Origin of the sequence: Pseudomonas sp. Z1-12 (genome assembly GCF_051132015.1) — a bacterium.
Classification (GTDB): Bacteria; Pseudomonadota; Gammaproteobacteria; order Pseudomonadales; family Pseudomonadaceae; genus Aquipseudomonas; species Aquipseudomonas zanjanensis.
In genome coordinates this window covers 3718012-3743085 of sequence record NZ_CP071647.1, presented here as the reverse complement: position 1 = coordinate 3743085, position 25074 = coordinate 3718012, and the positions used below count along the sequence as shown (strand labels likewise).

At 65.2% G+C, this 25074-nt stretch carries 6 protein-coding genes; 1 reads left to right on the top strand and 5 read right to left on the bottom strand.

Annotated elements, in window-relative coordinates; all coding sequences use genetic code 11:
* Nucleotides 1-86: 86 nt before the first annotated feature.
* The 5 genes from J3P85_RS15740 to J3P85_RS15720 form a co-directional block, all read right to left on the bottom strand.
* Complete coding sequence (locus J3P85_RS15740; RefSeq protein ID WP_434702309.1) at nt 87-14021, bottom strand: non-ribosomal peptide synthase/polyketide synthase; 13935 nt, start codon at nt 14019-14021, stop codon at nt 87-89.
* Nucleotides 14022-14079: 58 nt separating this feature from the next.
* Entirely contained in the window at nt 14080-17142 is a 3063-nt protein-coding gene (locus J3P85_RS15735) for a non-ribosomal peptide synthetase (protein ID WP_434702308.1), read from the bottom strand.
* A 110-nt stretch (nt 17143-17252) separates the two neighbouring features.
* A complete protein-coding gene (locus J3P85_RS15730; protein ID WP_434702307.1) occupies nt 17253-18299 on the bottom strand; it encodes a TauD/TfdA family dioxygenase in 1047 nt (348 codons plus the stop codon).
* 18 nt (nt 18300-18317) lie between these two features.
* On the bottom strand, nt 18318-21746 hold the full coding sequence (locus J3P85_RS15725; RefSeq protein WP_434702306.1) for a condensation domain-containing protein: 3429 nt from the start codon (nt 21744-21746) through the stop codon (nt 18318-18320).
* A 7-nt stretch (nt 21747-21753) separates the two neighbouring features.
* Entirely contained in the window at nt 21754-22731 is a 978-nt protein-coding gene (locus J3P85_RS15720) for a TauD/TfdA family dioxygenase (protein WP_434702305.1), read from the bottom strand.
* Between the two features lie 248 nt (nt 22732-22979).
* Between J3P85_RS15720 and J3P85_RS15715 the strand changes: the two genes are divergently transcribed.
* The gene (locus J3P85_RS15715) at nt 22980-25040 is read left to right on the top strand and encodes a TonB-dependent receptor (RefSeq protein WP_434702303.1); all 2061 of its coding nucleotides are present in this window, start codon (nt 22980-22982) and stop codon (nt 25038-25040) included.
* Nucleotides 25041-25074 lie beyond the last annotated feature (34 nt).

Genomic DNA, 25074 nt, shown 5'->3' with positions numbered 1-25074 from the left:
GGCGGCAGTGTTCAATCCAGAAAAGCGAGGAGACACGTGCGCCGCGAACGGCGCACTTCTAAGTCAAATACAGGTCGTGCCGGGGCTCACTTCTTCGGCCCCAGGCGTTTGAGCAAGGTGTCGAGGGTCGCCTGGTTCATGCCTTTGGCCAGCGGGAAATCCGCCGGCATCAGCGAACCGGCCTGTGGGTCGAGGCAGTGTTCGACCAGCGCCTGCAAGCGTTCCAGCAGGCGAGCGGGCAAATGGCTGTCGGCGTTCGGCGTGACGCTGTGCCATTCGACACGCAACACGCCGTCCTCCAGCCAGGCCACCACTTCCCGGGCATGGGTCACTCGGTTCGCCGGGGCGACGTCCGGCGGCGGGGTCAGGGCGCTGGCGCGCAACCAGCCCGCGGGCGTTTGCTCATGCCCCAGGTAGTTGAACAGCACGTCGCCGTGGCTGGCCGGCAACTCACCGCGCTGGCGCAGCAAGCCGTAGCCCAGGCCCAGGCCGGGGACGTCACGCAAGGCTTGCTTGGCGTTGCGCACCTGATCGCCCGCGGCGCCGCTGGCGCTCACGCGCAGCGGGTAGAGGGTGGTGAACCAGCCGACGGTGCGGCCGACGTCCAACCCGGCAAACGGTGCGTCACGCCCGTGGCGCTCCAGGTCCACGACGATGTCACTGCGCTGTTCGACCTCGGCCAGGGTCGCGGCGAGGGCGGCGATCAGCAGTTCTTCCGGTTGCGTGCGGTAAGCCGCGTGGGATTCGGTCAGCCATTGGTGCGTGCGGCTGGCGTCCCAGCGGGCCGACAGGGTCTGGCGCTCGGCGACCGTGGCCATGGGGGGCCGGTTCGCAGAGGCCTGGGCACTCCAGTAGCGATGCTCGCCGGCAACCTTCGCGGCATGGGCTTGAAGGTGCTCGGCCCATTGACGATACGAGGTGGTTTTCGCCGGCAACGTCGGCTGCTCGCCGCGCTCCAGGGCCGCGTACAACTGTTGGAAGTCTTCCAGCAGCGGCGTCCAGGACACCGCATCGACCACCAAGTGATGGGCCACCAGGTACAGGCGCTGCGGCGTGCCTTCCAGCAGGGCTGCGGCAAACAGTGGGCCGTGTTGCAGGTCCAGGCTTTGCGCGATCTGCAGCAGTTGGTCCGGGTGTTCGCAGCAGGTCAGTTGGGCCGGAGCCACTGGCACGATGTGCGCTTGCCATTGACCGTCGACCTCGGTGAAGCGCAGGCGCAGGGCGTCGTGGTGGGCCACCAGCCGGTCCAGCGTGGCTTGGACGATGGCCGGTTCCAGGCGCCGGTCGCTGTCGGCCAGCACCGATTGGTTCCAGTGCGCGGCCTGGACCTGTTGCTGGTCGAAGAACCACTGGTGTAACGGCATCAGCGGCATCGGTCCGGCCACGTCGCCTTGTTCGGCCTGGGTCAGCAGGGCCGTGGTCACGTGGGCCAGGGCCGCCGGGGTCGGCGAACGGAACAGGTCCCGTGGCGTGAGCGAATAGCCCTGTTCACGCAAGCGTGAGATCAGTTTCAGGCCGAGGATCGAGTCACCACCCAAGGCGAAGAAACTGTCCGAGGTGCCGACTTCACGGCCGCCGGTCAAGGTTTCGCCGAGCAGCTCGCCGAACAACTGGCAGAGCAGGCGCTCCAGGTCGTTGCGCGGTGCCGCGTAGTCTTTCTGGGTGTTGGGCAAGGGCAGGGCGGCCAGGGCCTTGCGGTCGATCTTGCCGTTGGTGCTCAGGGGCAGGGCCGGGATGTGCACCCACACCGCTGGCACCATGTAGGCCGGCAGCTCGGTCGCCAGTTGTGTGTCGAGGTCCGACTGCGCGGTGGCACTGCTGTAGAACGCCACCAGGCGGTTGTCGATGACCAGGGTGCAGGCGCCGGTAACGGCCGGCAGGTTCAGCAGCGCCGCGTCGATTTCACCCAATTCGATGCGCTGGCCACGCAGCTTCACCTGATGGTCAAGACGCCCCAGATACTCGATGTTGCCATCGGCCAGGAAGCGGCAGCGGTCGCCGGTGCGGTACAAGCGATCACCGGCCACGAATGGGCAGGCGAGGAAGCGTTCTTCGGTCAGGTCCGGGCGTTTCAGATAACCACGGGCCACGCCGACGCCGCCGATGTACAGCTCGCCGATGCTGCCAATCGGCAACGGTTGCAGGGCTTCGTCGAGGATGTACAAGCGCAGGTTGGCGATGGGCTTGCCGATCGGCACGATCGTATCGTCCGCCGAGCAGCGCCAGACCGAGACGTCGATGGCTGCTTCGGTCGGGCCGTACAGGTTGACCAGCGCCGCCGGGTGTTGACCCATGAAGCGCCGCACCAGGTCCACTGGCAAGGCTTCGCCGCTGGCGAAGACCTGGCGCAGGCTGTGGCAGTCGGCCAGGCTCGGTTCCTCGACAAAGGCACGGAGCATGGACGGTACGAAGTGCAAGGTCGTGACCCGTTCCTGTTGGATCAACTGGCTGAGGTAGGCCGGGTCGCGATGACCGTCCGGACGGGCGACCACCAGGGTCGCGCCGGTGATCAATGGCCAGAAGAACTCCCACACCGATACGTCGAAGCTGTACGGGGTCTTTTGCAGCACACGGTCGTTCGGACCAATCGGGAAGGCGTCCTGCATCCAGTGCAGGCGGTTCATCAAGGCGCCGTGTTCGTTCATCACGCCTTTGGGTTGGCCGGTGGAACCGGAGGTGTAGAGCACGTAGGCCAGGTCGTTGGCTTCGACGCTGATCGGTTCGAAAGCTCCAGCGTCTGGCAACGCATCCAGCGTCCAGGCCTGATGCCCAACGGGCAAGCGCGACAGCCATTGGCCTTGGGTCAAGGTGACCTTGGCGTCGGCGTCTTCGATCAGGAAGGCCAGGCGCGTGGCCGGCAACTCCGGATCCAGCGGCAACCACGCGGCGCCGGCATGGACGATGCCGAGCAAGGCCACGACCATCTCCACCGAGCGCTCCATGCACACCGGCACGATGCTGTCGGTGCCCACGCCGGCGGCGCGCAGGGCCCGGGCGACGGATTGCGCCCGCTGGTCCAGTTCGGCATACGTCAGGCGCTGGCCTTCGAACACCAGCGCCGGGGCGTTGGGGCTCAGGGCCGCTTGCTGGCTCAGGGCGGTGTGCAGGTTGGTCGGGCCGCTGTAGTGACGTTCGGTGGCGTTCCAGCGGTCGAGTTGCTGCTGGTCCTGCTGTTGCGGGAACAGCTCGACCAGGGTCCGCCCAGGTGCGGCCACCAGGGCGTCGAGCAGCGCGCACCATTGAGCGCTCCAGCGTTGCATCGTCGCTTCGTCGTACAAGGCCGATTGGTATTCCAGCGCCAGCGTCATGTCGCTGCCGTCGTCCTGGACTTCCCAGCTCTGTTCGAATTTGGCGTCGATCATCGGCAGCATCTGCTCTTCGACGTTCAGCCCCGGCCACTGGCTGCTGTCGACCCGACCGTAGTTGAGGGAGAACAGCACTTGGAACAGCGGCGTACGGTTCAAGTCGCGATTCTGCGCAATGGCGCCGACCAGGGTGGCAAAGGGCAGGTCGGCGTGGGCCTGGGCGGCGCGCAGGTCGGCCTCGAGGCTGGCGAGCAGTTGCTCGGCCGGGGCCCGCTGGTCGACGTCGCTGCGGATCACCAGGGTGTTGACCAGGCACGCCAGCAAGGTCTGGGTCTGGGCATGGTCACGCTGGTCCGCCGGGGTGCCGAGGCGAATCTCCCGCTGGCCGCTGTAGCGGGCCAGCAGTGCGCTCAGGGCCGTGGCCAACACCACGTAGGTGGTGGTGCCGCGCTGACGGGCGAACTGCCGGATGGCTTCGGCGCGCTGGCTGCCGAGGCGGACAGTCAGTTGCCGGGCGCGACGATCGGCTTCGGCGCCACGTGGATGGTCGATGGGCAGGTCGAGCTGATAGTCGTCCTGGCCCAGGTGGTTTTTCCAATAGTCCAGGCTGGCACTGCGCCGGGCCTGGGTGTCCGGGTGCTGTTGCCACAGGGCGAAATCGACATAGTCGATCTCCAGCGGGGTCCAGGTGGGCGAGTGCCCGTCCAGGCCGGCGGCGTAGGCCTGGGTCAGCTCGTCGATGAGCAACTGCATGGCCCAACCGTCGGTGGCGCTGTGGTGCAGGCACACCAGCAACAGGTGTTCGTCGCTGCCCTGGCGTTGCAGCAGGTGCGCACGCCAAGGCGCGGCGGCGGCCAGGTCGAACGGTGTCATCAGTTCGTCTTGGGCGTTGGCGCAGGTCGCGGCCCAGTCCTGGCTTGCAACGCCAGTGACCGTAAGCGCCGGCCCGTGGTCGTCGATCAGCAATTGCGGCTCGCCGTCGACGTCGACAATCCGGCTGCGCAGCACCAGGTGGCGCTGGCTGACCTGCTCGAAAGCTTCACGCAAGACCTGGACCTGCAGCTCGCCGCGCAAGGTCAGGGCGAATGGCATGTGGTACTCGCGGGACTCCGGCACCAGGCGGCTGAGCATCCAGAAGCGGCGCTGGGCCAGGCCCAGGGGCAGTTGCGCCGGGCGCGGTTGCGCGGTGATCGACTCACCGGGCATGGCCGCGCGCAGGTGCTCGGCCAGGGCCGCGACCGTTGGTTGGGCGAACACCAGCGGCAGGGGCAGGGAAACCCCCAGGCGCTCGCGGACCCGACTGACCAGGCGGGTGGCCAGCAAGGAGTGGCCGCCGAGTTGGAAAAAGTTGTCCTCGATGCCGACTTCCGAACCACCCAGCACTTCGCTGAACAGTTCGCAAAGCACGGTTTCAGTCCCGTCCCGTGGCGCGGTGCGTGGCTGGTCGCTTTGGCTGTGTGGCAGCGGCGTGGCAACCAACGCCTTGCGGTCGAGCTTGCCGTTGCTGTTGAGGGGCAGGCAGTCGAGCTGCACGAACAGGCTGGGTTGCATGTGCACGGGCAGGCTGTCGCTCAAGTCGGCACGCAGGGTCGCCTCATCGGCGTCACCGCACCAGAAACTCACCAGGCGTTGGTCGAGCAACAAGGTGGCGGCGTCGCGAACACCGGCCTGGGCCAGCAGCGCCGCGTCGATTTCACCCAATTCGATGCGCTGGCCACGTAGCTTCACCTGATGGTCGAGACGCCCCAGGTATTCGATGTTGCCATCGGCCAGGAAACGGCAACGGTCGCCGGTGCGGTACAGCCGATCACCGGCCACGAATGGGCTGGCAAGGAAGCGTTCTTCGGTCAGGTCCGGGCGTTTCAGATAGCCACGGGCCACGCCGACGCCGCCGATGTACAGCTCGCCGATGCTGCCAATCGGCAACGGTTGCAGGGCTTCGTCGAGGATGTACAAGCGCAGGTTGGCGATGGGCTTGCCGATCGGCACGATCGTATCGTCCGCCGAGCAGCGCCAGACCGAGACGTCGATGGCTGCTTCGGTCGGGCCGTACAGGTTGACCAGCGCCGCCGGGTGTTGACCCACGAAGCGCCGCACCAAGTCCACTGGCAAGGCTTCGCCGCTGGCGAAGACCTGGCGCAGGCTGTGGCAGTCGGCCAGGCTCGGCTCCTCGACAAAGGCACGGAGCATGGACGGTACGAAGTGCAAGGTCGTGACCCGTTCCTGTTGAATCAACTGGCTGAGGTAGGCCGGGTCGCGATGACCGTCCGGACGGGCGACGACCAGGGTCGCGCCGGTGATCAATGGCCAGAAGAACTCCCACACCGACACGTCGAAGCTGTACGGGGTCTTTTGCAGCACACGGTCGTTCGGGCCAATCGGGAAGGCGTCCTGCATCCAGTGCAGGCGGTTCATCAAGGCGCTGTGTTCGTTCATCACGCCTTTGGGTTGGCCGGTGGAACCGGAGGTGTAGAGCACGTAGGCCAGGTCGTTGGCGTCGACGCTGATCGGTTCGAAGGCTTCAGCGTCTGGCAACGCATCCAGCGTCCAGGCCTGATGCCCGGTTGGAAGGCGCGACAACCACTGGGCTTGGGTCAAGGTGACCTTGGCGTCGGCGTCTTCGATCAGGAACGCCAGGCGCGTGGCCGGCAGTTCCGGATCCAGCGGCAGCCACGCGGCGCCGGCATGGACGATGCTGAGCAAGGCCACGACCATCTCCACCGAGCGTTCCATGCACACCGGCACGATGCTGTCGGTGCCCACGCCGGCGGCGCGCAGGGTCCGGGCGACGGTTTGCGCCCGTTGGTCCAGTTCGGCATATGTCAGGCGCTGGCCTTCGAACACCAGCGCCGGGGCGTTGGGGCTCAGGGCCGCTTGCTGGCTCAGGGCAGTGTGCAGGTTGGTCGGGCCGCTGAAGTGACGTTCGGTGGCGTTCCACTCGATCAGTTGGCACTGACGCTCGGCCGCTGGCAACGGCGTCCAATCACCGAGGCGGGTGTCTGGCGCGTCGAGCATGGTTTCCAGCAGTTGTTGCCACTGTTCCAGCCAACGCCGGGCCGTGGTGTCGCTGAACAGCGCGGCGCGGTATTCCAGCAACACCGACAGCACCTCGCCGTCGTGCACTTCCCAGTTCAGGTCGTACTTGGTGGCCTGGGCGGTCACCGCGCGTTCGCTGACCTGCAACCGGGGCCATGGCTGGCTCGACGCGTCGGCGTTCTGCATGGCGAACAGCACTTGGAACAGCGGTGTCTGGCCGAGGCTGCGCGACGGTTTCAGATGCTCGACAACCTGGTCGAACGGCACGTCCTGATGCTGTTGGGCATCCAGCACACGGTTGCGCACCTGGTCGAGCAAGCCTGCGAAGTCCAGCGCCGGATCCAGGTCGGCGCGCATGACCACGGTGTTGACGAAGCAGCCGATCAGCGGCTGCAGCTCGGCGAATGGACGCTGGGCCACCGGGCTGCCGACCCGCACGTCGCGTTGGTTGGCATAGCGGCCCAGGAGCAATTGCGCGGCGCCGAGCATGAGCATGTACAGCGTGGCCCCGCGTTGCTGGGCGAACTGCCGCAGGCGTTCCACCAGGGCGGGCGGCAATTGCAATTGCACCGCGCCGGCCGTCGGGTCGAGCTGGTTTGGACGGCCCTGTGCGGTCGGCAGGTCCAGCAGGTAGTCGCCGTCCTCCAGTTGGTTGCGCCAGTAGTCCAGTTGGCTGCTGAACGCGGTCTGTTGACCGGGTTCGCGCTGCCAGAGGGCGTAATCGGGGTATTGCAACGCCAGCGCCGGCAGTGTCGCCGGGATGCCTTGGCACTGGGCGGTGTAGCACTGGCGCAGTTCCTCCAGCAGGTTCTGGCTGGAGGCGTCATCGATGGCGCAGTGGTGCACGCTGAGCAACAGCAACGACTGGGCGCCGCCGCTGCGTTGCAGCAACGTGGCCCGGATCGGTACTTCGACGGCGAGGTCGAAACGGCGACCGGTTTCTGTGTGAATCGCCGCGTCGGTCAGTGCCTGCCATTGCTCGTCACTGGCGGCTTGCAGGGTCTTCACCTGCACGGTGATGTCGACCTGCGCGTCGATCGCCAACTGCAATTCGCCGTCGCTATCGCGCACGATGCGACTGCGCAGGATCTCGTGGCGTTGGACCACGCTGTCCAAGGCCGCTTGCAGGGCCTGGGTGTTGAGTTCGCCGTCCAGTTGCACGGCGCTGACCACGTTGTACTCGCCACCGCCGGCGCTCAGTTGTTCCAGGAACCACAAGCGTTGCTGTTCGAACGACAGCGGCAGGCGCGCCGGACGAACCGCCGGGACGAAGGTCGCCGCCGGGGCTTGCAGGGGATCGCCCAGCAGCGCGGCCAAGGCCTCGAGGGTCGGGTGCTCGAACACCGCCCGCAACGGCGGCACGCTGGCGAAGCGTTGGCGCAGGCGGGCGAACAGCGCCGCCGCCAGCAGCGAGTGGCCACCGAGGTAGAAGAAATGGCTGTCGCGGCCGATCTGCGTCGTCGGCACGTTCAGCAACTCGGCCCACAGGGCCGCCAGTTGTTGTTCGGCGGCGCTGCGCGGCGGGTCCAGGGCGTTTGGCGCGGCTTGGATATCCGGGGCCGGCAAGGCCTTGCGGTTGAGTTTGCCGTTGTCCGTCAACGGCAGCTCATCGAGCACCACGAACGCCGAGGGCACCATGTAGTCGGGCAGGGCGGCGCCAATGGTTTTGCGCCAGGCGTGGATGTCGGCCTGCTGGTCGCACGTCACGTAGGCCACCAGGCGCTTGTCGCCAGGCACGTCTTCACGGGCCAGCACCACGGCCTGGCGCACGCCCGGTTGGGCGCCGATCAGGGTTTCGATTTCCCCCAGTTCGACGCGGAAGCCACGGATCTTCACTTGATGATCCATGCGTCCCAGGTATTCGAGCTGGCCGTCGGGCAGCCAGCGCACCAGGTCGCCGGACTTGTACATCCGCGCGCCTGGCAGCGATGAGAACGGGTCTTCGATGAACACCTTCGCCGTCTGCTCGGCGCGGTTGAGGTAGCCCAGGGTGACGCCGGCACCGCCGATGTGCAGTTCCCCCGGGACGCCCACCGGCATCGGATTGAGGAAGGCGTCGAGCACATAGGTGCGCACGTTGGCGATGGGCCGGCCGATGATCGGCCGCTGCGGGAAGTCATCCACCGCGCAGCCGGTGGCATCCACGGTGCATTCGGTCGGGCCATAGGTGTTGAAGAAGCGGCTGCCGGCAATCGACGGCAGGCGTTGCCACAGCTGCGCGTCCACCGCGTCGCCACCGAACAGCACGAAGCGCGGCAGGTACACCTCGCCCCGGCGAACGCCGTCGCTTTCCAACAGCGCCTTGAGCTGTGCCGGGGTGCACTCGAAGGCCTCCAGGCGGGTGTCGCGGAAGAAACCGGCCAGGGCCTCGGGGTCGTAGCGCACGTCTTCCGGGGTCAGGTACAGGCTGTGGCCGTCGAGCAACAGGATCAGTTCGGCCACCGAGCTGTCGAAGGCGAACGAGTAGTTGAAGCTGGTGCGCATCGGCTGGTCGGTGTAGCGGCGATACAAGCCATGGATACGCGCCCAGGCCAGGTTGACCACCGAACCGTTGGTCACCAGGGTGCCCTTGGGCTTACCGGTCGAACCGGAGGTGTACATGATGTAGGCCAGGTCTTGCGGGCCGGCGAGCGGGGCGGGGTTATTGTCCGGCTGGTCGGCGAACAGCGCCGCGTCGCTGTCCAGGCGCAAGCGTGGCAGTTCGACGCCCAGCTGTTCCAGCAGGCCCTGCTGGCCGAGGAACAGCGCCGGTCGGGCGTCTTCGAGCATGTACGCCAGGCGATCCACCGGGTAGGTCTGGTCCAGCGGCACATAGGCGCCACCGGACTTGAGGATGCCCAGCAGGCCGACCAGCAGCTCCAGCGAACGCTCGACACACAGCGCCACCGGGCTGTTCGCGCCGACGCCGCGGCTGCGCAGGTAATGCGCCACTTGGTTGGCCCGACGGTTCAATTCGCCGTAGCTCAGGCTGCGGCCTTCGAAACACAGCGCGTCACGCTCCGGGGTGCGTTCGGCCTGTTGTTCGAACAACTGGGCGAAGGTCAGGTGCGTCGGCACTGCCATTTCGGTACGGTTCCACTCGACCACGGTGCGTTGCCATTCCGTGTCCATCAGCAGCGGCAAGGCGGCGACCGGACGCTGGGGTTCGGCGAGCATGTGTTCGAGCAGGTGTTCCAGGCGGGCGAGGGTCTGGCGAGCACTGTCGGCGACGAACAGGTCGAGGGCGAACATCAGCTCCAGTTGGATCGGCGCATTGGCCGGGCACAGCACGTGCAGGTCCAAGTCGCATTCGGAGTGTCGCAGCGGCGTGTCCAGCGCTTCGAATTCCAGGCCGGGGAAGCGCAACCGCGACTCCATGGCCAGTTGCTGGGCGACCATTACCTGGTACAGCGGCGCATGGCTGAGGCTGCGTGGCAATTGCAGGCTGTCCACCAATTGCTCGAACGGCAGGTCTTGATGTTGCAGGCCACTGCGCAGGCGCTCAGCCACTTGTTTGACCAAGGCAGTGAAGTCCGCTTGCGGCTCGATGTCCGCGCGGATCGCCAGGTTGTTCAACAGGATGCCCAGCAGGCCTTCGGTGCCCGGCTGTTCACGGTGGGTGACCGGCGTCCCGACCAGCACCGTGGCGTCGCCGCTCAAGCGGTGCATCAACACGGCGAAACCGGCGAAGAGGACGGTGAACGGCGTGGTGCCGAGGCGACTGGCGAAGGCTTGCACCCGGCCACTGAGGTCGGCGCTGAGTTCACGCTGGACAATCCCGGCGCGGTAGCTTTGCACCGACGGCCGTGGGTGATCGGTGGGCAAGGCCAGCAATGGGCTGGCATCGCTGTCACGGCGGTCGAGGGTGGTGGTCCAGTAATCGAGCTGGCGCTTGAGTTCCGCGCCTTGCAGGTGCTCGCGCTGCCAGAGCGCGAAGTCGGCGTATTGCAGCGGCAGGGCCGGCAGTTCGGCGGGGGCGCCGTTGCAACGGGCTTCATAACCCAAGGCCAGTTCGCGCAGGGCGATGGTGGCTGACCACGCGTCCGAGACCAGGTGATGCAGGGCGATGCCGAGCACATGCTCGCCCGGCGCCAGGCGCAGCAAGCGTGCCCGTAGCAGCGGAGGGCAGGTCAGGTCGAACGGCTGCTCGAAAGTGTCTTGCAGGGCATTGAACTGCGCGCCTTCGCGCGCGGTGGCGGTCAGGCCCGACAAGTCTTCGAAGGGCAGCGCGATGTCCAGCGCCGGGCTGATGCGTTGGCACGGTACGCCGTCGGTGCTGTGGATGCCGGTGCGCAGGATTTCGTGGCGCACCAGCAGATCGTTGAGGCTGGCGTGCAGCGCCTCGACATTGAGTTCACCCTTGAGGTGCAGGGCAAACGGGATGTTGAACAGGGTCGTGCCTGGTGTCAGTTGTTCGATGAACCACAGGCGCTGTTGCGAGAACGACAGCGGCAGCAACGGCGGGCGTGGCTGGGCCTTGGGTACGCTGGGTGCGTTGGCGTGCGGTGCGGCGGCCTCGGCCTGGCGGGCGCCGATGGCCTCGGCCAGCAAGGCCACGGTTGGCTGTTCGAACAACACCCGCAACGGCAGGTCGAGCTTGAACTGGGTGCGCAGGCGCGCCACGATCTGGGTCGCCAGCAGCGAATGCCCGCCGAGGGTGAAGAAGTTATCTTCCACGCCCACCGTGTCACGCCCCAGGACTTCGGCCCAGATGGATGCCACGGCGGTTTCCAGTGCATTGCGCGGGGCGATGCTTTCCTGGGTGTCGGCCTGCCAGTCCAGCTCGCGGGCAGCGAGGGCCTTGCGATCGACCTTGCCGTTATTGTTCAGGGGCAGTTTGTCCAGGCAGACGAAGGCCGCCGGCACCATGTACGGCGGCAATTGCGTGCGCAGGTGTTCGCTCAGGCCATCACTGCCCAAGTCCTGGTCATGGGCCGACCAGTACGCCACCAGCCAGGCTTCGCCGACGGTGTTTTCCCGCAGCAGGACGGCGGCTTCGCGCACGTTCGGATGCTGGGCGAGACGGTGTTCGATTTCCGTCAGCTCGATCCGGTGCCCACGCAGTTTCACCTGTTGATCGCGGCGGCCGAGGTACTCGATCACGCCGTCTGCTCGCCAGCGTCCCAGGTCGCCGGTGCGGTACAGGCGACCTTCGAGTCGGGGATGGTTGATGAAGGCCTCAGCGGTGCGCTGCGGGTCATGCAGGTAGCCGCGGCCAACGCCGACGCCACCGACACAGATTTCCCCGGCCACGCCAGCCGGCACCGGGCGCAGGGCCTCGTCCAGCACATACAGGCGGTTGTTGGCGGTCGGTTGGCCGATAGGCATGTGACTGACCTCGGCCCCCGGTGCTGTGAAGATCGGCTGGAAGGCCACGTCGTCGGCGCATTCGGCCGGCCCGTAGGCGTTCATCAAGGCGATGTCGGGGAAGCGCGCGAACCAGTCCCGGGCCACGGTTGGCGGCAGCGCTTCACCGGTGGGCAGGACCCAGCGCAGGTCCGGCAGTTGCAACTCGCACGGGCACAGCGCGAGCAGGGTGCGCATCAGGCTCGGGACGATTTCCAGCACGTTCAAGCGCTCGCTGGCGAGCACTTGCAACAGGCGTTGCGGGTCGTGGGCGACTTCATCCGGAAGAATGTGCACGGTGGCACCGAGCACCGGCGCGGCGAGGAACTGCCACACCGAAATGTCGAACGCCACCGACGCGGTCTGGGGAATCCGGTCGGCGGCGCTGAGCCCCAGGGCCGGTACTTTGCCAAAGATGTTGTTGAGCATGCCGCGCTGTTCGATCATCACGCCCTTCGGTGTGCCGGTCGAACCCGAGGTGAACAGCACGTAGGCCAGGCTGTCGGGGCGGGCGAGCACCGGCAATGGCGCGTCGTTGCCACCGGTCCAGCAGGCCTCGGCGAACAGTGCCTTGGGCGCCGGGTCGAGGCCGCTGAGCAGTTGATCGAGCAGGCCGCTGCACCCTTCGCTGGCAACCAGCAACGGTGCGCGGGACAGCCCCAGGATTTCCCGCAGGCGCTCGGGCGGATGATTGACCTCGAGGGGCAGCATCGCCGCGCCGGCCTTGAACACCGCCAGCATCATGGTCAACAGCGCCAGGCCACGGGGGGCGACCAGCGCGACCAGTTGGTCCTCACCGGCGCCGGCCTCGCGCAGGGCATGGGCCAAGCGCGTGGAGCGCAGGTCCAGCTCGGCGTAGGTCAGCGACTCGCCGGCACAGATCGCAGCGACCTGATCACCGCGCTGGGCGACCTGGGCGGCAAACAGCTCGGCGTAGCTTTGATCCAGCGGAAAATCGTGGGGGTTGAGCGCCCATTCGCCCAGCAACTGTTGACGCTCGTCGGCGGCCAGCAGTTCGAAGCTGGCCAACGGCGCGTCGGGGGCGGCGAGCATGCTGCGCACGAGGCTGGCGATGTGGCCCAGCAGGCGCTGCACGGTGGCGGCGTCGAAACGTTCGCGGTCATAGGACACGCGGATGCCCAGTTGTTCGCCCGGCAGGATCACCACGGTCAAGCCGTAGTGGGTGTGCACGCTGTGGTCCATGCCTTCGAGGCTGAACTGGAAGCCGCCTTCGAGGATCTGTTCGTCGATGGGCGCGTTTTCGAACACCAGGATGCTGTCGAACAGGGTCTCGCCCCGGGGAAAATCACTCCAACCCTGGATGTCGGTCAACGGCGTGTGCTCGAAGTCGCGCATGTCGACGTTGAGCTTTTGCAGGTCGCCCAGCCAGTTGCCGAGCGCGGCGTTCGGGTCCACCGAAACCCGCAGCGGCAGGGTATTGATGAACAGGCCGATCATTTCCGCGACGCCAGTCAGGTCGGCCGGACGCCCGGCCACGGTGACCCCGAAGACCACGTCCTGTTGCCCGCTGTAGCGCGACAGCAGCAACGACCACACACCCTGGAAAAACGTGTTCGGGGTGATCCGGCGACTGCGGCAGAACGCTGCCAGCGCCTGGGTTTCCTGTTCGTCAAGGTGAATCAGTTGGTCGTCCACCAGCACCGCATCGGTGTAGCGGTCGCGGGTCACGCCGTTGTCCACGGTCAGTGGCGTGGGCGCGTTGAGGCCTTGCAACTGGCCGCGCCAGAATTGCTCGGCCTTGCCCGCGTCCTGGCGCTGCAGCCATTGGATGTAGTCGCGAAATGGCCGAGGGCTCTTCAGCTCGGGCGTGCGGTCGTTGCACAGCGCTTCGTAGACTTTGAGGAAGTCCACGGTCACAAGGGAAATGCACCAGGCGTCCATCAGGATGTGGTGGAAGCTGCGAATGAATTCGTAGGACTCGTCGGCCAGGCGCACCAGCCGGAAGCGAATCAGCGGTGGCTTGGACAGGTTGAAGCCGACTTTTTGCTCGTCTTCCAGCAGCGTGCGGATCCGCGCTTCCTGTTCATGGGGGGCGAGCCCGCGCAGGTCGAGGGTGTCCAGCGGCACCTTGACCTGGCGATGGATGACCTGCACCGGTTGCTTCTGGCTTTTCCACTGGAAACTGGCGCGCAGGGAAGGGTGCAGCGCCACCACCTGGCGCCACGATTCGAGGAACGCCCCTTCATCGATGGCCCCGCCGATGCGGTAGCGATCCTGCATCAGGTACACCCCGGAGTCTTCGTGCAGCAGGGAGTGGAACAGCATCCCTTGTTGCAGCGGCGACAGCGGGTAAATGTCTTCGATCGGGTTGCCGGTGGTTTTTTCGGTGGTCATTGAAAGCGTCCTGCGTAAAAAGGGGCAACGGTGATGGCGTGGCGAGGTGAAGAACCGTTCACAGGTCGGCCTCGTCCAGTTCGGCCATCAACGCTTGCATTTCGTCATCGGACAGGCCCGAGGCGCTGAATTCGGTGCTGTCGGCGTCCGGCTCGGCGGCGCTCGGGTCCAGCGCTTGCGCGACTTCGGCCATGGCGGCGATGGTCTGGCGTTCGAAGACTTGCTTGGCCGAGAGCGCGATGCCTTGCTCGTGGGCCTGGGCCACCACTTGCAGGCTCAGGATCGAGTCGCCGCCGATGGCGAAGAAGTTGTCGGTGACGCTCACCGTCGAGAGCTTCAAGACCTTGGCGACGATGGCTTGCAAAGTGGTTTCCATGGCGTTGCGCGGCGCCACGTGGGTGCTTTCGTCGAACTGGTCCGGGTCGGGTAACTGGCGGGTGTCGAGCTTGCCGTTGGGCGTGCGCGGAAAGCTCGGCAGGGTCAGCACCAGCGCCGGCACCATGTACGACGGCAGGCGTTCGCCGAGGAAACGCTTGATCGCCTCCGAGTCCGGTGCGTAGGCGTGGGCGGCGAGGATGTAGGCGAGCAGGCGCTTGCCGGCGGCCTGTTCCTGGACGATCACCGCGGCTTCGCGCACGTCGCTGTGGTTGCACAACTGGCGTTCGATTTCCCCCAGCTCGATGCGGTAGCCGCGCACCTTGACCTGATGGTCCTTGCGCCCGAGGAAGGCCAGGCGCCCGTCGGCCAACCAGCATGCCAAGTCACCCGTGCGATAGGCTCGGGTGCCGTCGGCCAGGGTGACGAAGGCCTTGGCGGTTTCTTCGGGCTTGTTGCGATAGCCGCGGGCCAGGGTTGGGCCGGCGAGGACGATTTCGCCCGGCTCGCCAATGCCGCAGGCCGTGTCGAATTCGTTCAGCAGGCGCAGGTCCATGCCGGCGATGGGGCGGCCGATGCTGACGTTCCGGCCTGGCTCCAACACCTCATAGGTGGCCCAGACGGTGGCTTCGGTGGGGCCGTATTCGTTCACCAGCCGTGCATGGGGCAGGGTCTTGCTGTGTTGCGCGATCAGCGATGGCGGACAGGCCTCACCGGCGACGATCCAGCAGGCGAGACTGTCGGTTGCGCCGCTGCGTTGCAATTGATCGAGCAGGGCCTGGTACAGCGACGGCAATGACAGGCCGTGGCTGACCTGATGCTGGGCAATCAATTGCGCCAGGCGGGCCATCTCCAGCTCTTCACCCGGGGCGGGCAATACCAGGCGTCCGCCTTGGGCCAGGGTCCAGAAAATCCCGGCGACCGAACTGTCGAAGGCAAACGACGACAGCAGCAGATAAGCGCGTACCGGCGTCTCATAGGCCGCCATGCGCACCTGGGTCGAGAAGCTCAGTGCGCCGTGACTGATTTCCACGGCTTTCGGCGCACCGGTGGAGCCGGAGGTGTAGATCAGATAGGCGAGGTCGTTCGCGCCCGGCAACGGCAGCGCCGGCAAATCGCCGAGGTCGGGTGTTGCCAGGTCATCCAGCACGAAGCGTTGCAGGTCTGCCGGCACGCTGTCGGCCAGTTCGGCGCTGACCACGATGTGGGCGATGGCGCTGTCGGCGAGCATGTAGGCGCGGCGGTCCGCCGGGTAGGTCGGGTCGACGGGGACGTAGGCGCCACCGGCTTTCAGGACGGCGAGCATGGCGACAATGGCGGCGTTGCCACGGGCGAACAAGATGCCGACCGGCACCCCAGGGCCGATGCCGGCGGCGACCAGTCGATGGGCCAACTGCGTGGCGCAGGCGTCGAGGCGGCTGTAGCTGAGGTCGCCGTGCTGGTCGCTGAGGGCGATGGCGTTCGGTTGCTGGCGAACCTGGCGGGCAATCAATTCCACCAGCGTCACCGGTTCGATGGACGGCACGTCCGCGCCGGTGCCGATCAACTGCGATTGCAGCGCACCACCGAGGGGCAACTGCGCCCAGGCCCGTTGCGGTTCGGCCAGTGCACCTTGCAACAGTTGCAGCCATTGCTCGGCGAGGCAGCCAGCGGCTTCGGCGCTGAGGGCATGGCGGTCGTAGACCAGCTGCGCGTGCAGGCTATCGGGCAATTGGCGCACGTTCAGGCACGCTTTCAGCGGGTTCATCACTGCGCTGGCATGACGCTCCTGGGCATCGCCCGAGCGCCAGGCAAAGGCGTATCCGCCATTGAGGGTGCCGGTGTAGTAGTCCTGCCAGCCAAGTGCCCGTTCCAGGGTGACGGCCACTTGCTTGCTTTGCTCCAGCAAGGTCGCCTGGGCGTCCAGTTCGATGCTCACGGGCAGGCACTGCTCGAACAGGCCCAGGGTGTTTTCCAGTTCCGCACCGCGGCTTTCATGGATCAGGGTGAGCGGCACCTGTTGCTGGCCGGCCAATCGTCCCAGCACCGCTGCCCATGCCGCCAGCAGCAAGTCCGAGCTCAGGGCAGGGTGGCGAGCGAGGTTGGTCGGCAGTGTCAGGTCCAGGCGGGTCGGCGCGAACCCGCCTTCGAGCGTCGTTTCGAGGGGCAGTTGCAAGGCGGCCTGTTCGGTTTCGCCCGAGGGTTTCCAGAAGCTCACGCCTGGATGGTCCGGCGCGTCTTCAACCAGGCTCCAGCGCCATTCGGCGTAGTCGGCGTACTGCAAGGTCTCGGACAGGTCGGTGGCGGTGTCTTGCAGCAATGCGGCGGCCAGCCATTTCAGGCTGGCGAGGTCGAAATGGCTGCTGGCCGCGGCCAGGTCCAGGACCGTTTGTTCATCGTCCAGGCGCACCAGGGTGACGCACAACGGGGTTGTCCAGTCGCGGGGTTGGCTGGCGAATTGGGCCAGGGCGGCGTCCTGGTCGGCGCGGCTGTGTTGACGCAGGTCCCGGAGGTTCACCGCCAGCGCAGCGGTTTCGTCAATCACCTGCACCGGATGGCGCAGGCCAGGCACGGGCATCAGGCGCGTGCGCAGGATTTCACTGCCGGCCACCAACGCCTGCAGGCGGTTGTTCAGCGTATCGATGTCCAGCGCTTGCGAAAGGGACCATTGCAAATGGCAACTGAACGGGTGCTGCGTCGCGCCGTTGATGTGGGGATAGACCGATGCCTGTTGCGGCGAAATACGAAAACCTTGAAGTCCGCTCATGTTCATCTCGACTGGAAAAGGGCTTGAGCCTGGGTCACGCACAGACGCTGGGGCTTGCTGGACACGGGTCAGGCAAGCCTCCTGCGAACGGCGGGTGGCCTCGTTGAATGTCAGACGGCAACGTCGCTCGACAGCAGGGCTTCGGCCATGCCGGTCATGATGGCGCGCTTGCCGGTGAAGGGTTCGCGACCGTGCACGGCGAGCATGTTGTCGATGAACAACACGTCCCCCTGTTGCCAACTGAACCGCACCAGCGAATCGAGGTAGGCCGCGCGCAGCGACTCCAGGACCTCTGGCTCGATGGGTTCGCCATCGCCGTAAAAGGTGTTGGTGGGCAGGTCGAGGTCGTTGAAGTTGCTTTGCAGCGAATCGCGGATTCGCCCAGGCAGGGTGCTGATGTGGAAGAACGTGGCGTGGTTGAACCAGACCTCTTCGCCGGTGCGCGGGTGGCGCACCACGGCCGGACCGCGTTGGCGGGTGCGCAGGCGATTGTTGTCTTTCCATTCCACGTCGATGCCGACGCTGGCGCAGTAGGCTTCCACTTCGCCGCGGTCTTCGGACTGGAACACCGTCTGCCACGGCAGGCCGAAACCGTCGCCGTAGTTGCGAACGTACAGCACGCCTTTTTCCCGGAACCGCGCTTCGATCTGCGGGCTGATCCTGGCCTTCACCGCACGGGTCGAACCAATGGGTGTTTCACCACCGGTCTCGGACGGCACTTGGCAGTAGAAGAACAGCCGCAACGGGAAGCGTGGTGAGTAGGAGTGTTCGTTGTGGGGGAAAATCATCTGGTCGGCCGGGTAGTCGGTCGAGGTGTAGATGTTGCCGCCGACCCGTGTCCGGGGCGAGGCGCGAAACATGTATTCCAGCGCGCCGGGGGAGAGCGCGGCGATCACCTGGTCGAACTGCTCGACGGACGCGACGTTGAAGCCGCGAAACAGCAGGGCGCCGTACTGCAGCAGTTTCTGTTCCAGCGACTCGCGTTCCCGGGCGGCCCAGGCGACCAGGTCGACACCACTGACCGCTGGTTCGATGATCAGGGGCAGGGCGTGATCCGGGCTGAGCAGGCGCTCGGTGACCAACTGTTGTTCCGAGACGCTCATGGCTTTGCGGCGCACGGCGCCGAGTGCGCGTGGCGATGGGGGCACGATAGACATAATTGGCATCCGACTCGGTTAAAGGGGCAAGGAGCGACGTTTGGCTTGCATCATCTGGCTGCGACCGGCCAGCGCCTGGGACTGTTGTCGCTCACGGGCAAAGGCCTGGTCCCAGCTGTCGATGCGCTCGGCCAGCGCCGGCAGCGGCTCGTCCAGCAGGCTGGGGAGTTGCTCCAGCAGGCACGTCCACAGGTGTTGCAGGCGCAGGGCACGGCCTTGGTCGAAGTATTCGCCGCGATACTTGAGCGTCGCGGCGAGACCTTCGTTGCCGTGCACCAGGTCGAGCACCAGATGGAAATCCCCCGGTGCCTGGGCCACGTCCAGCGCGGACAACTGAGCGCCGGCGATGGCGGTCGGGGTCACCCGTGACGGTTGATAGTTGAGCTTGACCTGGAACAGCGGCGAGTGACCGGGCCGGCGCTGCGGCGCGAGGGCCGAGACCACCAGGTCGAAAGGCAGGCCTTGATGGGCATAGGCCAGGCGCGCTTCATCGCGAACCCGCCCGAGGAAACCGCCCAGGGTCGCTTCGCCACGCACGTTACAACGCAGGGTCAACTGGTTGACGAAGAAACCGATGACGTCGTTGTGCTCGGCCAGTGGCCGGCCGCTGACGTCGGTGCCCAGCAAGAATTGCGCTTGGCCACCCAGTTGCTTGAGCACCAGTTGGTAACTGGCGAGCAGCAGCATGAACAAGGTCATGCCTTGTTCACGGGCCAGCGTTGCCAAATGCTCGCAGCGGGCCTGGGGCACGTTGAAGTCCAGGCTGTGTTCGCCCAGGGCCTGGCCGTTGCCGCCCAGTTCCAAGGTCTGGGGCATGCCGGCCAGGTGTTCGCGCCAGAAGTCCTGCTCGCAGGCGATCCGCTGTTCGCTCCAGTGCCGGGCTTCCCACTGGGCGAAATCGAGGTATTGCCCCGGGAGCGCGGCGTCTGTCGAGCCCGCCAGTTCCGCCAGCAGCACTTGCGCCGAACGTCCGTCGAAGGCGATGTGGTGCAGGGTCAGCAGCAGGTCATGCTGTTGCTCATGGCGGCTGAGCAACTGTGCCCGCAGCAGCGGGCCGGCTTGCAGGTCGACAGGGGTGGTGTGTTCATGGGCCAGGCGCTCGTTCAGTGCCTGTTGTTGCTGCGCTTCATTCTGTTCGCGTAAGTCGTGATGGACCAGCGCGACCGCCGTGGCCGGCAACACCTGTTGTTGCGGGCCCTCGACACCGTCGCGGTACACCGTGCGCAACACGCCGTGCCGCGCCACCAGCGCGTTCAAGCGCAGGGCCAGCGCCTCGATGTCCAGTGGACCTTGCAGGCGCAGGTGCAGTACCAGGTTGTGGCGGGTGTCGTCCGGGTTCAGTTGGCGCAGGAACCACAGCCGGCGCTGGGCGAACGATTGATGCCCCTGGCTAAGGTTGGCCCGCGAGGTCGAAGCCTCGGCCGTCGGCGCCGGTTCATTCAGTAAGTCTTGCAGGGCCAGCGCCCATTGTCCCAGGGTGGTTTCCCCAAACAGTTCCTGGGTGTCGAGGTTCCAGCCCAGGTCCTTGTGCAGGCGCGCGGCGAAGTCGGCCACGCCGATGGAGTCCAGGCCTTGGCCGATCAGGCTGAGGTCGAAGTCGGCGGAAAAATACGGATTGACCGCGTGCAGCGTCTGTTCCAGCCATCGGCGGCAGGCGGCCTGGGCTTGTTGCGGCGTTTCGCTCGCCAGGTGCTTGAGCTGGGCAAGGTCCAGGACCTCGCCGGTCGAAGCCAGCGTTGCACCGCTCTGGGCGATGATGCTCAACGTGCCCGCAGCGAGTTGTTTACGCGCACCTTGACGGGCGATCTTGCCGCTGGTGGTCATCGGGATGGTGCCGGCTTGCACCAGCACGATCTGGTCGATGCCGCAGTCGGCGGCTTCGCGCACGGCGTTTTGCATCGACGCGAACAGCGCCGGGTGATGCGCCGGGTCGACGAACTTGCGTTGCGGCTCGGCGACGATCACCAGCTTCTCGCGGCCCAGTGCCGGGTCCATTTCCGAGAAGGCGGCAATGCGTCCGGTACGGATGCCCGGCTCGGCATCGGTAATGGCGAATTCGATGTCGTGGGGGTAGAGGTTGCGCCCATTGAGAATCAGCAGGTCCTTGAGCCGTCCGCAGATCACGACTTGGCCTTCGTGCATGAAACCCAGGTCGCCGGAACGCAGGTAATGCTCCGATGAGCCGACAATTTGGGCTTCAAAGGCTTCGCGAGTGGCCTCGGGATTCTTCCAGTAGGATTCGGCGTTGCTCGGCCCCCTGAGCCAGACTTCGCCGATGCGATCGGCGGCGCATTGCTCGAAGGTGTGCGGGTCGACGATGGCGATGCTGTGCAAGGCTTGCGGGTAACCGCAGGCGACGAATTCCACGGCGGCGGCATCGGCCGCCGCCAGTGCCACGCGACCGGTCTCCAGCACGGCTTTGTCCAGGCGCAGCACCACCGGCAGCGCGTCGGCCGGCGTGGCGCTGACGCACAGGGTGGCTTCGGCCTGGCCATAACCGGGGCTGATGGCCAACGGGTTGAGGCCACAGGCGGCAAAACGCTGGGCGAAAGCTTCCAGGGTGCCGGGGTGGATCGGTTCGGCACCGTTGATGGCGTGTTTCCAGGCGCTCAGGTCGAGCTGCGCGATCAGGTTGTCGCTGACCACGCGGTTGCACAGGGCATAGGCGAAGTTGGGGGCGAAACTGGCGGTGGCGCGGTAGCGACTCAACGCCTGCAGCCAGGTCGATGGCGCATTGACGAAGGTCTGGGACGCCATCAGGTAGCACGGCATGCCGCTGTAGAGCGGGGCCAGCATTCCGCCGATCAAGCCCATGTCGTGGTACAGCGGCAGCCAGTTGACCATGGCGCCGTGTTCGTCGAAATCGTAGGCCTGGCGCATCAGCTCGACGTTGGCGATCAGGTTGCGCTGACGCACCTCGACGCCTTTCGGCGAGCCGGTGGAACCCGAGGTGTATTGCAGGAAGGCCACGGTCGAACCGTCGATAGTCGGGCGTTGCCATTGGCTGGCCGGTGGCGTGCCCAGGTCCTGGACGGTCAGGACATCGACGCGGCCCTGCACCAGTTCCCGCAAGCCTTCGCAATAATCGGCCGGGGCGAGAATCAGCGCCGGCTCGGCGTCCACCACCACGTTACGGACGCGGTCGAGGTGACGCGGCTTGCGCGACGGCGGTGGAAACAACGGCACGGCAATCAGCCCCGCATAGAGGCAGGCACAGAAGGCGCGGGCGTAGTCGAGGCTGCTGGGCAGCATCAACAGCACGCGATCACCCGGGGTATAACGCGCTTGCAGCGCGGCGGCCAGGGAACGGGATTGTTCGTGCAGTTGGGCAAAGGTCAGGGTTTCGCCGATCTCTACGCCGTCCGGCAGAAAATGCAGGGCGGCACGCTGAGGGAAGTGCTGGGCGTTGGTTTCCAGCACGTCGATCCAGTGTTCGAAAGAAAACATGTGCAATTCACGCCATGGCCACGATGACTTTGCGGTCACCGGTGAAAGGATTGCGACCGTGTGCCACCAGTCGGTTGTCGAGCATCAGGATATCGCCGGGCTGCCAGGGAAAACTGACGGCAGTCTCGCGGTAGACCTCGCGCACGGTGTCGAGCAGGTCGTCGGCAATCGGCGAGCCGTCGCCGAAATAGACATGGCGCGGCAGGTTCTCTTCACCCACCGCCGCCAGCAGGCTGGCGCGTACGCTCGGTTCGATGGCCGAGACATGGAACAGGTGCGCCTGGTTGAACCAGACCCACTCGCCGGTCTCGGGATGCTGCTGCACGGCGGCGCAACGTTGGCGAGTGCGCAGGTCGCCATCGGCTTTCCATTCCCACTCGATGTCGTTGTCCTGGCAGTAGCGTTCGACTTGGGCACGGTCCTGGGTGTTGAAGACTTTTTCCCAAGGCAGGTCCAGGGCGCCGCTGTAGTTGCGTACATAAAGCAGCTCGCGGCTGGCGAACAGCTCGCGGATCTCGGCGGGCATGCGCTGGTAGATCAGGCGGCTGTCGGCAATCGGGGTCTCGCCGCCGGTTTCACTGGCCTTGATGCAGTGGAACCAGATGCGTGAGGGCCAGGGGCGGGTGTAGGCCTGTTCGTTGTGCAAGGGGATGAATTGATGGGCCGGGTATTCGGTGGAGCTATAGACCCCGGCGAAGACTTTGCTGCGCGGCGTGGAACCGAATTCGTAACTGGCCAGCGGCGCGCCGAAGCTGGCGGCGAAGCGCTTGAAGTCGATGGGGGTGGCAACGGTGAAACCGCGAAACAGCACGCCGCCTACGGTGGTCAGGACCTGGGCCACGCGGTCGCGAATCGAGGCGTCCAGGTCGTGGATCGACTGTCCCGGTACCCCTTGCACCAGCACGGGTAGCGATTGGGCGCTTGCATCCGTGGGCGCCATTGAAAAAAGCTCGGAACGCCCGTTCAGGTGTTCGATTGAGGTCATCCTTGTGCATCCTCTTATAGCGTCTTCGACCAGTCACAAGACCTTGAAAGCAGGGCAGCGGTCAGTGTTGTAGGACTAGTCTGTAATGTATGTAAGGCAATACAAGGCGACATACTAGGTGTAAATGAGATGGATTATCAATACTATTTATTTAATATTTTTTTTGGATTAGACTCCGCTCCGCTGGCGCCACACAGCCTTCGGCCAGCTCAAAAAAACCAAAAATATCTGTCGCAGGGGAGTGGGGCGTGAATTTCAAAAAGAACACAATTGCGTTGGCTGTAGGGTCGGCCATTGGTCTGAGCAACGGCGCTTGGGCGGCCGAAGAAGCCGCCAAGATGGAGATCGCTCCCATCACCGTAACCGGTGAAAAGATCGACCGCAGCCTCGAGAAGACCCAGTCCAGCGTCGTGGTCGTCACCGACAAGAACCTGCGCGAGCATGGCGACAAGGACCTGGTGGATGTGTTTGCCCGTACGCCCGGCGTCTATAGCCAGGCCGGTAATGAGAACTGGGGGATCCGTGGTGTGCCGGTGTCCGGTTTCGACGACCAGGGCCCGGCGACCCTCAACGGCGCGGTGTCGGTGTACGTCGACGGTGCCGTGCAACCGAACCGCGCGCTGACCTTAAGCCCGGTCCCGCTCTGGGATGCCGAGCAGGTCGAGGTTTTCCTGGGCCCGCAATCCACCACCCAAGGCCGCAACTCCCTGGCGGGCGCGGTGGTGATCCGCACCAAGAACCCAACCTTCGAACCGAGCTTCTCGGCCCAGACCAACGTGGGTAACTACGGCGAGCGCGGTGCGGCCGTGGCGGGTGGCGGTTCGATTGTCGACGATAAGATTGCCGGTCGTATCGCCGTGGATTACAGCGAAGGTGACGGTTACATCCGCAACACCGCGCTTAATGAAGACGCCAACCCGCGTCGCACCAGCAACGTGCGTGGCAAATTGCTGATCCTGCCCAATGACGACACTGACGTCTTGCTGACTTATGCCCATAACGAGCATCGCCAGGGTGACCGCTCGACGATGCGTGGCGCCGATGGCAAGCCGAGCTATTACGACATCTCGTCCAACACCGAGGCTTTCGACAACCTCAAGCAGGACACCCTCAGCGCCAAGGTGGACTACCGGCTGAACGATGCCTGGTCGCTGACGAGCATGACGGCCAATACCAGTTCGGACTACAGCGCTCGCCTGGATTTTGACCAGAGCGCCCTAGCCAACGATGTCATTCTTCGCAAACAGGACGGCGACCTGTTCAGCCAGGAGTTGCGCCTGAATTACGCCTCGGACACGGTGAAAAGCTTCGTTGGCGCGTACTATGGTCGTAGCACTAACAACTTCCATGACCGCTTGTTATCCGGCACTGATCTATTTACGGTCAAGGGTGATACCGAGATTGAAAACAAGGCCGTGTTCGGCGAGATCAACTGGACGTTCGCGCCACGTTGGACACTGATCACCGGCTTGCGTTATGACCACGAGACGAACGACACCGACATCGATCAGGATGATTTTTCCAGCCCGGGTAAAGTCAGCAAGTCGTTTGATGCCGTACTCCCCAAGCTCGGCATCGATTATGAGCTGGCCACTGACCAGTACCTCGGTTTCATGGTGCAGAAGGGCTACCGCGGCGGTGGTGTCAACGTGCGAGCCGGTGGCGGCCACGAGGCTTACGACCCGGAATACACCACCAACTACGAGCTGTCCTACCGCGGTTCGTTCTTTGACAAAACCCTGCGTACCCGCGCCAACCTGTACTACACCGACTGGAAAGACCAACAGGTCAGTATCCTGGAGAACGGTGCCGACTTCGCGCACATCTACAATGCCGGTCGCAGTGATATCAAGGGCCTTGAGGTCTTCGTCGAAAAAGACCTGACCGAACAGCTGACGCTGAACGTCGGTGGTGCCTTCACCGACGGCAAATACAAGGACTTCGTCACGGGCGAAGGCCAGGACATGAGCGGCGAATCGTTCCTTTACTCGCCTAAATACAAACTGTCGGTGGGCGGTGTCTATCGCTTTGACGATCGCCTGATATTCGGCACCGACATTACCTACCAGAGCACCGCGCCTTCGGAGTACCAGTTCGATGCCAGCGGCAAAGTCACCGGCGAGCGCCGCAGCGACAACTACGTGCTGGTGAACTTCAACACCGAATACAAAGTCACCAAGAACGTCGCGGTCTCTGCCTACGTGAAGAACGCGTTCGACAAGGAATACGTCACCAACAACCGCAGCGACGACATCATCGATGTTGGCGCGCCGCGCACGGTGGGGATGATCCTTCGCTACGACATGTAAGTTACGACATGTAGCCCCGGGCGCGGGGAGGCAA